The following is a 13,721-nucleotide window of genomic DNA, read 5'->3' as shown; positions in this document are numbered from 1 at the left end:
CCTGCCAGCGCATTGTGGGGAATTGGTGACGCCGTTATCGCATTTCCTCGGGCGCAGCCGTGCCCGTAATGGACAGACCAGACCTCAGCACCGACGCGACGGCGTGCACCAGACCGAGCCTGGCGAGCGTGGATTCTCTGTTTTTATCATTAACAAAGCGTAAGTCTGGAAACTCTTTACCTTTATTCCAGTGCGCGTGGAAGGCGCTGGCGAGATCATACAGGTAAAACGCCACGCGGTGGGGCTCCTGTGCGGCCGCAGCGGCCTCGATCATGCGCGGATATTCGGCAAGCTTCGCAATGATCTGCAACTCGTTCGGATCACTGATCTGCCCGGCCACAGACGCGGAAAGATCAATCGAATCAATGTCGAGATCCGGGAAGGCCTCCTTCGCCTGCCGGAACACGGATGCGCAGCGCGCATGCGCGTACTGCACGTAGAAGACCGGATTGTCCTTGGATTGCTCAGTAACCTTCGCGAAGTCGAAGTCCAAGGGTTCGGAGTTCTTGCGGTAGAGCATCATGAAGCGCACCGAATCACTGCCGACCTCGTCAACCACCTCGCGCAGCGTGACGAAATCGCCGGAGCGCTTGGACATCTTCACAGGCTCGCCATCGCGGTAGAGCTTCACGAGCTGGCACAGAAGAACGGTGAGCTTGACGGAGCCGCCCGAGACGGCACGCGCCAGCGCCTCCAGCCGCTTCACGTAACCGCCGTGGTCGGCGCCGAGCACATAGACCATCTCGCTGAAGCCGCGCTCGTACTTGTCCTTGAAGTAGGCGACATCGGCGGCAAAATAGGTGTAGCTGCCATCGGACTTGATCAGCGGGCGATCGATGTCGTCGCCGACCTCGGTCGAGCGGAACAGCGTCTGCTCGCGGTCTTCCCAGTCTTCCGGCAACTGGCCCTTCGGCGGCGGCAGCGTGCCCTTGTAGACATGGCCCTTGAAGGTCAGGTCGTTGATGGCGGTGCGGATCGGGGTCGCATTGTCGGCATGCAGCGAGCGCTCCGAATAGAACACGTCGTGCCGCACGTTCAGCGCCGCCAGATCCTCGCGGATCATCACCATCATGGCATCGATGGTGCGGTCCTTGACAAGCGGCATCCACTTGGCTTCCGGCATGGCGCGCAGGCTCGAGCCGAATTCCTCGGCCAGGCTGCGGCCGACCGGCACGAGATAGTCGCCGGGATAAAGCCCGGCCGGGATCTCGCCGATCTCCTCGCCCAGCGCCTCGCGGTAGCGCAGGAAGGCCGAGCGGGCGAGCGTGTCGATCTGCGAGCCGGCATCGTTGATGTAGTATTCCTTGACGACCTCGTAGCCGGCGAAGGCGAGCAGATTGGCGAGCGCATCGCCGACCACGGCGCCACGGCAATGGCCGACATGCATCGGGCCTGTCGGGTTGGCCGAGACATATTCGACGTTGACCTTGCGCCCTGCCCCGACGGTGCCGCGGCCGTAATCGGTGCCGCTCGCGATCATGTCGGCGAGCAGCTTCTGCCAGTAACCGACCGACAGGCGCACATTGATGAAGCCGGGGCCGGCAACGGAAATCTCGGTAATTTCAGGATCGGCCTTCAGCGCCTCCACGATCTTTTCGGCAAGCGCGCGGGGATTGGTGCCGAGCGGCTTGGCCAGAACCATGGCGGCGTTCGTTGCGACGTCACCGTGGCTGGCATCGCGCGGTGGCTCCACGGCGACGCGGGACAGATCGACCGGCGTTTCGCTGCCTCGGACGAGATCCAGACCCTGAAGCGCGGTCGTGATCTTGTCCTGAAAGTCGCTGAAAAGGTTCATCGGTTCCATCCGCGCAGGCGTCTTGCGCGTCCTTCGGCCTGCCGGCCATCTGATCGTCTCGAATGGGGTTCAGACCCCGGTGAAATCGGCGCGGTCACTAACGCAAATCGGGGGTATGGTCAAACAAGCGCCTGTGAACCGTGACCGCAAAGGTGTCCGTCATCCCGGCGATATAATCGCCGACATGGCGCGCCTTGGCCGCTTCGGCCATGCCTGGCAACTGGTTCACCCAGTAGTGCCCTTCCATCAGGACGGGGTCGGCGATGAAGGCCTTGTAGAGATCGACGACGATTTCGGCGGCGTTCTGGCGCACGCGCATCACGTCCGGGTGACGGTAGATGCGCTTCATCAGCATTGCCTTGATCTGCCGATCGGTCTCGGCCATCGCCGCCGAAAAGGTCGCGATCGTGATCCCCGCCTGGCGCACATCCGTTGCGCTTTCCGGCCGCGCTTCGCGCAGATTGGCCTGGGCGACGGAAATGACGTCCTCGACCATGGCCGTGATCTGCCGGCGCATGATCTCGTGAGTGAAGCGCGAGGCCTCCAGCCCCGGATAGCGATCATGAACGATCCGCATCAGGCCCGCGAGGAAGGGAATGTCTTCCAGCATGTCGAAGGTGAGATAGCCCGAGCGCAGGCCGTCATCGATATCGTGGGTGTTGTAGGCGATATCGTCAGCGATGGCGGCCACTTGCGCCTCGAGGCTGGCGTGACTTGCCAGTTCCAGGTCATGCAGCGCGCAATAATCGAGGATCGGCTGCGGCACCGGGCCCTTGATGCCGGTTCCGTCGGATGTCATCAGCGGACCATTGTGCTTGACGAGGCCTTCGAGGCTTTCCCAGGTCAGGTTCAGCCCGTCGAACTCGGCGTAGCGGCGCTCCAGCTTGGTGACGATGCGCAGCGACTGGGCATTGTGGTCGAAGCCGCCATAGGGCTTCAGCATCTCGTGCAGCGCATCCTCGCCCGTATGGCCAAAGGGCGTGTGGCCGAAATCATGGACGAGCGCGACCCCCTCGGCGAGATCCTCGTCGAGCTTCAGGGCCCGCGCCAGCGCACGCGCGATCTGGGCCACCTCCACCGTGTGGGTCAGGCGCGTGCGGTAGTGATCGTGATCGGCGGCGATGAAGACCTGCGTCTTGTGCTTGAGGCGCCGGAAGGCCGTGGTGTGGACGATGCGGTCGCGGTCGCGCTGGAAGTCGGAGCGGGTCAGGCTGCTCGTCTCGGGATAGAGGCGGCCGCGCGAGCCCCAGGGGTCGGATGCGTAGATCGCCCGCTCGCCATAGCCGAACCCCAGAGATTTGCTGTCCACCGTCATTTGCATGTCCTGATCCGTACGCCCCATTGACGCCCTTTGGGGCCATTCATACCTATGGAAGAACACCGGGGGAAGAACGACCTTCGAAAGCCTTCATAGGCAAGCGATTTCAATGTGTTGACGATCGCGATTGAGAGATGGGGGCAGATCGTTCATGCTTCGGACACGGACAACAGGCGAATCTGCCCGCCTTGACCGGGCAGCAGGAGTAACATGATGAGCGAAACGACCGTTACCCTTTCCGATGCCGCCGCAAAGCGCATCGGCACGATCCTCTCCAAGGAGCCCGGCAAGGATGCCATGCGCGTTTCCGTCGAAGGTGGCGGCTGCTCGGGCTTTTCCTACAAGTTCGACCTGGTGTCCGGCGGTGCCGACGACGACATCGTCATCGAAAAGAACGGCGTGCGCGTTCTCATCGACAGCCTGTCGCTTGTCTATATGAGCGGTTCCGAAATCGACTTTGTCGACAACCTGCTCGGCCAGTCCTTTCAGATCAAGAATCCGAACGCAGTCGCAAGCTGCGGATGCGGAACAAGTTTTTCGATCTGAACGGACTTTTGCCCGACCTTGAGAAAATGAGTCCGGATATCAGGCCAAAAGGCTGATTTCGGACTCTTTTTCGTTTCTGCTTACAGGTAGGGCGAGCCGAGCCAGAAAATCCGGTCGATGAGGCGGACGAGGAAGGGACGGGCGCGCAGCTTCTCGACCGTCACCTCTTCCGCGCCACGCGCCAGATGGCGCACGCGTTCCTCGATCGTGCGGGCGAAGCCCGTGTCGTAGATCTCCAGATCAATCTCGAAATTGAGCCGCAGCGAGCGTGGGTCGATGTTGGAGGAACCGACGAAGCTCCAAGTCTCGTCGATCACGAAGAGCTTGGAGTGATTGAAGGCGCCTGCGGAACGGAAGATGCGGCAGCCGCCCGCAAGAATCTGCTCGAACTGAGCGGTCATCGCCCGGTCCACCAGCGTGAGATTGTTGACGGCCGGCACGATGATATCGACGGCCACGCCGCGCCGCGCGGCCGTGACCAGCGCCCCGATGAGTTCGCGATCCGGCAGGAAGTAGGGCGACATGATCGTGATCGACGCATCGGCAACGGAGATGGCGCCGCAGAGAAGCTTGTGGTTGGTTTCGTTGGCCTGGTCGGGGCCTGTCGCGACGGCACGTGCCAGAACCGGCGCCTCGCCCTCGGCATGACCAAGCGGCGAATAAGCCCAGGCCTCGCCTTGAAGCGGCCTGCCGCTCGCATAATGCCAGTCGTCGCCTGCGATGCGAAAAAGGTCGGCGACGACGGGGCCGGTCACGCGGAAATGGGTGTCAAGGGCGGCACCCGCGCCTGCACATTCCCGGGTGAATTCGGCGCGGATGTTCATGCCACCGGTAAAGGCGATGGCGCCGTCCACGATCATGATCTTGCGGTGCGTGCGCAGATTGGCATAGGGCAGTCGAAGACCCATGACGATGTTTCCGTTGAAGACGGCGACGTCAATGCCGGCATTGCGCAGCGCGCCGACGATGCTCGGAACGGAATAACGCGCACCGACCGCATCGATCAGCACCTTCACCTCCACGCCCCGCCGGCGTGCCGCGCCCAGAGCCTCCACGAAGCGGAGGCCGATGGAGTCGCGGGAGAAGATGTAGGTTTCGAGGAGCACGCTCCGTTTGGCCGCCGCGATGGCCGCCAGCATCGCAGCATAGGCCGTGTCGCCATCGAGCAGAGGGGTTACCACGTTGCCGTCGGTGAGCGGCGCGCGCGTCACCTTGTCGGAAAGCCGTTTCAGGGACCCCACGCGGCGGCCGAACTTCTCTGCCACAGTTGCTGCACCGATCGGCCCGGTGACGGTCGTGAGATCCGCGGTGCGGGCAAGCTGCATGCGCTGCTGTCCGACAGTGTGGCGGCGCATGCGGTTGATTCCGGCGACGGCATAGAGCAGCGCGCCGACGATCGGCGAAAGCAGGATGACGCCGACCCAGCCGACAGCGGAGCGCACCTCACGCTTCGTCATCGTCGCGTGAATGGCCGCCGGGACGCCCATCAGGACGGAGAGGACCGCAAGGACATGCGGCCAGTAGGCTGAGAGCGTGTCGAACATGGGTCTCATATAGGTTGTGGTCGAAAGCCGGCAACGGCGGGAACAGCTTGGCTGGCCGTCTGTGCATATCCGGAAGCCGATCTGGCCGCCGGTCGAAAAGCGATACCGCCGGCGGCGACAATCCGCTACAGGGAAGAACATGCCGCTACAGGGAAGAACGGAATGGCGCAGAGCGGGCGCCGGAAGGGACCATGGCATGAAGATCGCGACCTGGAACATCAACGGCGTCAAGGCGCGCATCGAAAACCTCGTCGCCTGGCTGAAGGAAAGCCAGCCGGACATTGCCTGCCTGCAGGAAATCAAGTCCGTCGACGAAGGCTTCCCGCGGCTGGAGATCGAGGCGCTCGGCTATCACGTGGAGACGCACGGCCAAAAGGGCTTCAACGGGGTTGCGCTTCTCTCGAAGATGCGCCCGGACGAGGTGTCGCGCGGCCTGCCGGGCGACGAGAGCGACGAGCAGGCGCGCTTCATCGAGGGTGTCTTCTCGGTCAAGGGTGGCGCGCTGCGTGTCGCCTCGCTCTACCTGCCGAACGGCAATCCGGCGGGCACCGAGAAATACAGCTACAAGCTCGCCTGGATGGATCGTCTTGCAGCGCACGCCCGGACATTGTTGGCGCTGGAGGAGCCCTTCGTGCTTGCCGGCGACTACAATGTCATCCCCCAGCCGCATGATTGCTGGGACCCGGCCGTCTGGGCGGAGGATGCGCTCTTCCTGCCGCAAACCCGCCAGCGCTTTCACGCGCTCGCCAATCTCGGCCTCACCGACGCTTTGCGCGCCTCAAGCGATGCCGTCCCGCTCTATACGTTCTGGGATTATCAGGCCGGCTGCTGGCCGAAGAACCAGGGTATCCGGATCGACCACCTGATGCTGTCGCCGGAGGCTGCCGACAGGTTGCGCGGTGCGTCTGTGGAAAAGCATGTCCGCGCCTGGGAAAAGCCGTCCGATCACGTGCCGGTCGTCGCGCATCTCGCCTTCGACCCGCTCTGACAGCGGGGATCATGCCGGGAACGCCTGGAAGAGACTGTCGGCTCAGTCGTCGTCGGAACCGGGATGAATGCCCTGCGCCATGCTGATCGCGGTCCGGCGCTCGTCCTCGGAAGCGATCGAGAAGGCCTGCTCCTGCATGGGCTGCAGCCAGGTCCGCTCCTTCGGGGCGCACTGGTTGAGCGCGGCCGTCATGTAGGCGAGCCCGCGCACGGCGTGTCCTTCATTGAAAAGGACGTTGCCGAAGACGCCCATGGCGCCGACATGGCCGCTCTTGCGGGCGCGGTTCAGCCATTTCTTGGCCTGCTGCACGTTGACCGCGCCGCCCTCCCCGGCCAGCAGCATGCGGGCCAGCTGGAACTGGGCTTCGGCCACGCCAAAGGTGGATGCCGCCTGGAAGTAGAGCTGGCGCGCCTGGGCGAGATCGACGGAAACGGGGCTGTCGGGAATGCCGCGGCGATAATAGCCTGCGAGCGAAATCAAGGCATTGACGAAGAAGCCGGTGTTTTCCGAGCCGGGTTCGACGCCTTCGCGAGCAATTTCGCTGTAGATCTTGAAGGCTTCGAGGTCGTTTTCGGCAACGCCGTCGCCGGCCGCATACATATTGGCCAGTGCCCAGCGCGAGCCCGTATGGCCCTTCTCGGCCGCATAGCGGTAGGCCTCGACGGCCTCGTCCTTGCGGCCATCCTTGTAGGCGGAAAAGCCGAACTTGAAGAGGGCGAAGGGCCCGGAATCCTTGTTGACGCTGTCCTTCGGGTCAAAGGCAAAACAGTGGGTGGACGCAAGCGGCACGGTGGCAATGAGTGCTGCACCGATCACAAAGGCCCTTGCCGAAAGAAAATCGCCAATGCGCATTTTTCCGCGTGTGTCCGTATCCACTGTTTGCCGGGCGTCCTGAAAACGAAAGCCCGCCATCACCCCGCCGCTGTCGTCAGCAACGCCATCCGCTGGCACCGAATCTTGCGATCCCGGCACGCCGGCACGGATGAATAGGGGGAGTTTGGTCTGTGTCCGTCTCATCAGGCCTCAACGCCGCAGGCGCAAAACATATTATGCAGGTTTGCCTGCCGCATGACCTGCGCTCCGTTTGTGGCGGGAAATGGACATCGGCCTCCCCGCCGATGCTGATAGCAAACCATAATGGAAAATGTGTTGCGGAATCGTCACATTGCTTTGACACAGACGCAATGGACAACCGCACCGGCGATGCGGAAGAAACCTTATGCTTATCAGAACATTAAAAGGCCCGGCATTTTCAGCCGAGCCTTTCTTCATGTCTGCCGATACTGGCTGAGGGTCAGAACTTGACCTTGAGCGAGGTCGAGACGGCGGTGACGATATCGGTGCCAAAGTCGTAGGAAAGGCGGCCACCGTAGGTGCGGCCGTCCTTCGTGATCTGGCCCGAAGAGCCGCTCGTCAGCAGGCCGACGGCACCCGCCAGGCGGAACTCGACGTTCTCGGTCGGGGTGTAGGAGACGCCGGTCCCGAGCGTCCAGGTGTCGGTGAGCGAACCGATACCGGTGCTCACGCCACGATCCCAGGTCAGGCTGACGGCACCGCTCCACTGATCGTTGAACTTGTGGCCAACGCCGCCGGTGACAGTCCAGCCGTCACGATACAGAAGATCGAGCGACGTTGCTTCCGGGCTAAGATTGGTGGGCGTCCGCGTCGTGCAGGCTGCGAGACCCTTCGTGGAGGTCGGGCAGAAGGGCACGCTCTGGAGCTGGCTCCAGTCGGTCCACTTGACAGAGCCGAAGACGAGCCAGCCGGGGGCCACGCCGGTCTGCATCTTGATTTCGAGGGAGTCCGGCATGCTGGCCGAGCCGTAGACCGGAATATTGGCCGCCGGAAGCGGTGCAACGACGGCGCCCGGAACCTGACGCAGGTCAAGGGTACCGGTAATGTTGTCCAGATCGACGGCGCTGTTGTACACGACGCTGGCGCGAAGCGCATATTCCGGGATTTCGTAGGCGACACCCGTGCGCCAGCCCCAGCCGTGACCTTCGAGCGACAGGCGGCCGACACCGGTCAGCGGTGCGCCGGCAGGAAGATCGAATACAAGGCGATCCTTGAAGCCGGAGACTTCCTGGTAGAAGGCACCGCCGAGAACGCGGAACTGACCCTGACCCAGATCGAAGGAATAGGAGCAGGTCGCGCCGTAATTATCGCTGTCGATCTTGGTTTCGATGTTGTCGTTGGCGCCGGCCCAGTTGCGGCCCGGATTGAGATGCGCACCCCAAGGCTGCGAATAGTCCAGAAGGCAGTCGACACGATCGCCGATGCCGGCCTTCAGGCCGATGCGCGGAACCCAGTAGCCCTCGGTATCGCGAACATCGTTGTTCTTCAGGCCATTCAGATTGCCATCTGCCGGCACGTTATCGCGCACGTTTTTGAGGTCGCGCTGCGGGTTGACGTAGGTTGCTGCCGCCTCGGCTGCATAGTCTGCGGGATCGAACAGGAGATCGATATTGTAGCCACCGCGCTCCAGACCGCCAGCATGCGCTGCCGTGGAAGCAAGAACTGCCGCAGCCGCAATCAGTACGCCGCGACGCATTTTGTTGTTCAGCATGAAGTCCTCCCAATGCCTGTAGGATGCGGCAGCCGCCACTGCCCTCATCCGAGACTTGCGAGTATCTTTGCCTTGTCGCAGGTTTGCAAACCGCGAAATATGGCGAGATCGGTCAAAATGCGCCCAGAAATTGACGTAAGAAATTCAAATCGGCGCCGCATTCCGTTCGTCTCGGAATAAAATTCCCCTCAAGCAACAAAATCAACGCCTCACTGAAATTTCATTCCAGATCACCCATGGGGTGTTACCATTCAACAACATTCATCATTTTTGCAGGTGACAACCGGCGACCTTGGAACCCGCGGGCGTTTCCGTGCGGGCCATCGCTTCCGCAGGAAATACAAGAGCCGCCCGCACCTTTCGGCGGGCGGCTCACTGGTCGATTCGGTCGCTTGCGAACGCTGGGCGAGCGTACCGCTCAGCCGGCTTCGGCCACGCGGGCGAGCGCGGTATCGAGCGCGGCTTTCTGGAGGTCGAGCTCGGCCAGACGCTCGCGTTCCGCCTCCACGACCTCGGGCTTGGCGTTTGCCACGAACTTCTCGTTCGACAGCTTCGACAGGATGCGGTCGCGCTCGGCATCGACCTTGGCGCGGGCCTTTTCCAGCCGCTGCTTCTCGGCCGCCAGATCGATCAGCGCGCCGAGCGGCAGGCAGACGATGGCCTCGCCCGAGACGATCTGGGCGCTGCCCTTCGGCGCTTCGGCAGCGTGGCTGATCGCCTCCACGCGTGCGAGACGGCCGATGGCGGACGCGTGGCGCTCCAGACGGTCCTTCGTCAATTGCGCGGCGCCAACGACGACCAGCGGCGCGGTCGCGCCCGGCGGCACGTTCATCTCCGCACGCACCGAGCGGATGCCGGAGACAAGATCGATCAGCCAGTTGATCTCTGCTGCGGAGGCATCATCGGCGTAAGACGCCGCCGGCCAGTCGGCATGGCAGAGCAGGCCGGCGCGCGGCTGCGCTTCGGGCGCGGTCTTTTCCCACAGCTCCTCCGTCATGAAGGGCATGAAGGGATGCAGGAGCTTGTAGATCTCGTCGAGAACATAGGCGACGGAGGCCTGCGATTCGGCCTTGGCGGCCTCGTCCGACCCGGCGAAGACCGGCTTCAGCAGTTCCAGATACCAGTCGCAGACCTGATTCCAGACAAAGCGGTAGAGGCTGCCGGCCGCATCGTTGAAGCGGTAGGCCTCGATCGCTTCCGTCACGTCGCGCACGGTGCGCGACAGTTCAGTGAGGATCCAGCGGTTGACCGTCAGCGTTGCCGCCTCCGGCACGAAGGCGGGATCGGCCTTCACGCCGTTCATGCCGGCAAAGCGCGTGGCGTTCCACAGCTTGGTGCCGAAATTGCGGTAGCCGGCGATGCGGGCCGGGTCTAGCTTCACGTCACGACCCTGCGCCGCCATGATGGCGAGCGTGAAGCGCAGCGCATCGGCGCCGTACTGGTCGATCAGTTCGAGCGGATCGATGACGTTGCCCTTCGACTTCGACATCTTCTGCCCGTTCTTGTCGCGTACCAGCGCATGGACATAGACGGTGTGGAAGGGTTCGACCGGCGTGCCGGCCTCGTCCTTCATGAAGTGCAGGCCCATCATCATCATGCGGGCGACCCAGAAGAAGATGATGTCGAAGCCGGTGACGAGCACGTCGGTCTGGTAATACTTCTCCAGTTCCGGCGTCTCATGCGGCCAGCCGAGCGTCGAGAAGGGCCAGAGCGCGGAGGAGAACCAGGTGTCGAGCACGTCCTCGTCGCGGGTCAGGATTTCGCCCGGACGGAAGTTCTCGATCTTCTCCTCGACCCAGGCCTTCCAGGGGCCTTCATGGGCGAGATAGTGCTGGATGGCCGCGTGCAGCGCCTCTTCTTCCGTCTTTTCGACGAAGACCTGACCGTCCGGACCGTACCAGGCGGGGATCTGATGGCCCCACCAGAGCTGGCGCGAGACGCACCAGGGCTGGATGTTTTCCATCCATTCGAAGTAGGTCTTTTCCCAGTTCTTCGGGACGAAATTGGTGCGGCCTTCGCGCACGGAGGCGATGGCGGGCTTGGCGAGCGTTGCAGCATCGACATACCACTGTTCCGTCAGGCGCGGCTCGATCGGCACGCCGCCGCGGTCGCCGTGCGGCACCATGTGCTTGTGCGGCTCGATCCTGTCGAGAAGACCGGCCTCCTCGAAGATCTCGACGATGATCTTGCGGGCCTCGAAACGGTCCTTGCCTTCCAGCCGGTCCCAGGCACCGTGGAGAGCGGCCGGATTGTCCAGCCCTTCCAGAAACTCCTCATTGTCCTTGATGGTGATCTTGCCATCGATGGTGAGGATGTTGATCTGGCGCAGGCCCTGGCGCTTGCCGACCTCGAAGTCGTTGAAATCATGGGCAGGCGTCATCTTGACGGCGCCGGTGCCGGCGGTCGGGTCCGGATACTCGTCGGCAACGATCGGGATCTTGCGACCGACGATCGGCAGGACGACGTGCTTGCCGACGATCGCCTTGTAGCGCTCGTCTTCGGGGTGAACGGCGATGCCGGTATCGCCGAGCATGGTTTCAGGCCGCGTGGTGGCGACGACGAGATAGTCGCGCGTTTCCCACTCCGTCGCCTTGCCCTCTTCATCGAAGGCGACCGGGTGCTGGTAGGTCACACCCTCTTCCAGCGGATAGCGCAGGTGCCAGAGATTGCCGTTGATCTCGACCTGCTCGACCTCGAGATCGGAGATGGCCGTCAAAAGCTTCGGGTCCCAGTTCACAAGGCGCTTGTCCTTGTAGATCAGGCCTTCCTTGTAGAGCGAGACGAAGACTTCGAGCACGGCCTCGGACAGGCCCTCGTCCATGGTGAAGCGCTCGCGCGACCAGTCGCAGGAGGCACCGAGGCGCTTCAACTGGTTGAAGATCAGGCCACCGGATTCGGCCTTCCACTCCCAGACCTTCTCGATGAAGGCCTCACGGCCCATCTCGCGGCGGCTCATGTTGGACTTGTCCTGCGCCAGACGGCGCTCGACGACCATCTGGGTCGCGATGCCGGCATGGTCCATGCCCGGCTGCCACAGCACGTCCTTGCCGCGCATGCGTTCGAAGCGGACCATGATGTCCTGTAGCGTGTTGTTGAGCGCATGGCCCATGTGCAGCGAACCGGTGACGTTCGGCGGCGGGATCACGATGCAGAAACTGTCGGCACCGGGCTTGGCGCCCGCACCGGCCCGGAACGCATCGGCCTCATCCCATTTGCGGGCGATGTCGGGTTCGATGGCGGCGGAATCATAGGTTTTATCGAGCATTGCCTTGCCTATCCGGGTCTTAAAGCGCTGTGCGTGCAGCAGGACGCACCAAGGACGCTTTATCACTTTGAATCTACATATCGTGCGTTCCGAAATTCGATGTCGATTTTCGCGCCGATGCTCTAAAGCGCGTCGCGATCTTTCGGATTCGCTCCTAACGCTTTCAGCCTTTTTTATCGCATGTCGTTATCGCAAAACCGCGGCACACTTTTGCGCGACATGCTCTAGAAAGTGGGTTCGTGTAAACCGGAACGGGGTTTGGCTGTCAACACGAACGACGAAAAAGCCGCGGCGTCATGCGCCACGGCTCTCAAGAGGCGTCAAACGAGCTTTCGAAAATCAGCGGCTGCCGCCGCGGGCCACGCGCTCGATCTCTTCGCGTACCAGACGCTCCACCAGTGTCGGCAGGTTGTCATCCAGCCACTCCTGCAGCATGGGGCGCAGCATCTCGCGCGCCATCTCGTCAAAGGAGGTGCGGTTCTTGTACTCGACGGCCTCGGCAAGGGCGCCGAAGGACTGTGCGACCTGGCTGCCGACGCTTGGCGAGACCAGTGCGCCGACGGAGGCAGTAAGTGCCGCGACGCCGGCGCCCGTTGCGGCCGGTGCAGGTGCAGGTGCAGCGGCGTCGCGGACGACAGGTTCGGCCACGGGCGCAACCGCCTGAGGCTTTTCGGCGACCACTGCCTGACGTTCGACGCTGCGTTCCTCGGCCTCGACAACCGTAGTCGCAATCGCAACCGCAGCAGGAACGGGCGCCTCTTCTACCACCGGGGCAATCTGCACTGCCGGCTGCTCATCGCGTCGCGTTTGCGCCGCAACGGACGCTTCGGCGACGGCGGCGGATTCTGCCTCCTGACGCGTGGCTTCGGCATCGTCGAGGGCGCCAGCAACCGCCTCTTCCGCGGCTTCGGCGAAGCTTGCGAGCACGGCCGCCAGCTGGTCTTCCATTTCCTCGCCGGTACTGTTCGGTTCGTCGTCGAAATCCGCCACGCTCTCCAACGCATCGAATGCGTTGCGCGGGGTTGGCGTCTGTTCGCGGGATACTGGCTGAGGCGCAGCCGCAACGGGGGCGACGCCCGGGGCCGGCTCGCCAGAAACGACGGTGGCGCGTCCCTGCTCGGGAGCAGCAGCGACCGGTACGGTTCCTGCCGAAGGCGCGGCTTCCCGCAGCGCGCTTGCATTGCGCTCGGAGGCGGCACGGACGCGCGCGGCGATGTCGGCGAGCGAGAGGGGCGACTGCTGCGAGGTTCCCGGTGTCCGGGCCGGTTCAGCCGACTGCGCGCGGGCGGCCGGCGTCACCGCCGGCTTGTCCATCTGCGGCGCCTGGCCGGAAAAATCGTGAGCCAGCAGAGCGTCGTCGATCGTAAGGCCGATCTCCTCGTCGCGTCGCCGATCCTCGATTTCGATCTGCGGCTGCGGGCGGCTTGTGGAAGACCCCTGGGTGGTGTTGCGGGCGGAAATCTCGATCGCGGCCTGCGCCGGCTCGTTGCTTTCGATGATCTTGCGGATCGACGCAAGGATTTCATCCATCGACGGTTCACGCGCTACATTCGGCTGTGCCATGGTCATCCTCGTTGATTGCGCCTGCCCTCGCCGCTCGCTTCATCGACAGACACCCGGACTCTAGGCGACTTCATTCCACGGGGAAATCGCCACGAATCACGCACTTCCGATCATGCACAGATTTGTTGCAAGCGTC

The 13,721-nt window shown here is 63.0% G+C and carries 9 protein-coding genes; 2 read left to right on the top strand and 7 right to left on the bottom strand.

The genetic code is table 11. The annotated features are described in order from the left end of the window. Positions 1 to 34: 34 nt before the first annotated feature. Entirely contained in the window at positions 35 to 1,795 is a 1,761-nt protein-coding gene (gene argS, locus ACED18_RS02285) for an arginine--tRNA ligase (RefSeq protein WP_377288600.1), read from the bottom strand. A gap of 97 nt (positions 1,796 to 1,892) precedes the next feature. Continuing rightward, positions 1,893 to 3,110, bottom strand: coding sequence for a deoxyguanosinetriphosphate triphosphohydrolase (locus tag ACED18_RS02280; RefSeq protein ID WP_377288598.1), 1,218 nt, complete (start codon positions 3,108 to 3,110; stop codon positions 1,893 to 1,895). Positions 3,111 to 3,326: 216 nt separating this feature from the next. Between ACED18_RS02280 and erpA the strand changes: the two genes are divergently transcribed. Continuing rightward, the gene (erpA, locus tag ACED18_RS02275) at positions 3,327 to 3,659 is read left to right on the top strand and encodes an iron-sulfur cluster insertion protein ErpA (RefSeq protein WP_377288596.1); all 333 of its coding nucleotides are present in this window, start codon (positions 3,327 to 3,329) and stop codon (positions 3,657 to 3,659) included. Between the two features lie 80 nt (positions 3,660 to 3,739). On the opposite strand, the gene cls is transcribed toward erpA, so the two are convergent. Beyond that, on the bottom strand, positions 3,740 to 5,203 hold the full coding sequence (gene cls, locus ACED18_RS02270) for a cardiolipin synthase (protein WP_377288594.1): 1,464 nt from the start codon (positions 5,201 to 5,203) through the stop codon (positions 3,740 to 3,742). 196 nt (positions 5,204 to 5,399) lie between these two features. Between cls and xth the strand changes: the two genes are divergently transcribed. Then, the gene (xth, locus tag ACED18_RS02265; protein ID WP_377288592.1) at positions 5,400 to 6,191 is read left to right on the top strand and encodes an exodeoxyribonuclease III; all 792 of its coding nucleotides are present in this window, start codon (positions 5,400 to 5,402) and stop codon (positions 6,189 to 6,191) included. Between the two features lie 42 nt (positions 6,192 to 6,233). Here the strand turns inward: xth and exoR are convergent, their stop codons facing one another. The 4 genes from exoR to ACED18_RS02245 all read right to left on the bottom strand — a co-directional run bounded on the left by exoR (position 6,234) and on the right by ACED18_RS02245 (position 13,585). Further along, the gene (gene exoR, locus ACED18_RS02260) at positions 6,234 to 7,043 is read right to left on the bottom strand and encodes an exopolysaccharide production regulator ExoR (RefSeq protein ID WP_377288590.1); all 810 of its coding nucleotides are present in this window, start codon (positions 7,041 to 7,043) and stop codon (positions 6,234 to 6,236) included. A gap of 442 nt (positions 7,044 to 7,485) precedes the next feature. Continuing rightward, positions 7,486 to 8,757 carry an outer membrane protein transport protein gene (locus ACED18_RS02255; protein WP_377288588.1) on the bottom strand — a complete coding sequence of 424 codons (1,272 nt, stop codon included), beginning with the start codon at positions 8,755 to 8,757 and terminating at the stop codon, positions 7,486 to 7,488. A gap of 418 nt (positions 8,758 to 9,175) precedes the next feature. Next, positions 9,176 to 12,022, bottom strand: coding sequence for a valine--tRNA ligase (locus ACED18_RS02250; RefSeq protein ID WP_377288585.1), 2,847 nt, complete (start codon positions 12,020 to 12,022; stop codon positions 9,176 to 9,178). A gap of 339 nt (positions 12,023 to 12,361) precedes the next feature. Further along, complete coding sequence (locus tag ACED18_RS02245; protein WP_377288583.1) at positions 12,362 to 13,585, bottom strand: PopZ family protein; 1,224 nt, start codon at positions 13,583 to 13,585, stop codon at positions 12,362 to 12,364. Positions 13,586 to 13,721 lie beyond the last annotated feature (136 nt).

This window comes from Rhizobium sp. SG2393, assembly GCF_042610495.1.
GTDB lineage: Bacteria > Pseudomonadota > Alphaproteobacteria > Rhizobiales > Rhizobiaceae > RU20A.
The sequence above is the reverse complement of the archived record's forward strand: the minus strand, read 5'-3'. Positions and strand labels throughout refer to the sequence as shown.

What these genes read in the sequence shown, in the direction of transcription:
- argS (WP_377288600.1), bottom strand. Translation starts at nt 1,795, where the DNA reads ATGAACCTTTTCAGCGACTTTCAGGACAAGATCACGACCGCGCTTCAG.
- ACED18_RS02280 (WP_377288598.1), bottom strand. Translation starts at nt 3,110, where the DNA reads ATGACGGTGGACAGCAAATCTCTGGGGTTCGGCTATGGCGAGCGGGCG.
- erpA (WP_377288596.1), top strand. Translation starts at nt 3,327, where the DNA reads ATGAGCGAAACGACCGTTACCCTTTCCGATGCCGCCGCAAAGCGCATC.
- cls (WP_377288594.1), bottom strand. Translation starts at nt 5,203, where the DNA reads ATGTTCGACACGCTCTCAGCCTACTGGCCGCATGTCCTTGCGGTCCTC.
- xth (WP_377288592.1), top strand. Translation starts at nt 5,400, where the DNA reads ATGAAGATCGCGACCTGGAACATCAACGGCGTCAAGGCGCGCATCGAA.
- exoR (WP_377288590.1), bottom strand. Translation starts at nt 7,043, where the DNA reads ATGCGCATTGGCGATTTTCTTTCGGCAAGGGCCTTTGTGATCGGTGCA.
- ACED18_RS02255 (WP_377288588.1), bottom strand. Translation starts at nt 8,757, where the DNA reads ATGCTGAACAACAAAATGCGTCGCGGCGTACTGATTGCGGCTGCGGCA.
- ACED18_RS02250 (WP_377288585.1), bottom strand. Translation starts at nt 12,022, where the DNA reads ATGCTCGATAAAACCTATGATTCCGCCGCCATCGAACCCGACATCGCC.
- ACED18_RS02245 (WP_377288583.1), bottom strand. Translation starts at nt 13,585, where the DNA reads ATGGCACAGCCGAATGTAGCGCGTGAACCGTCGATGGATGAAATCCTT.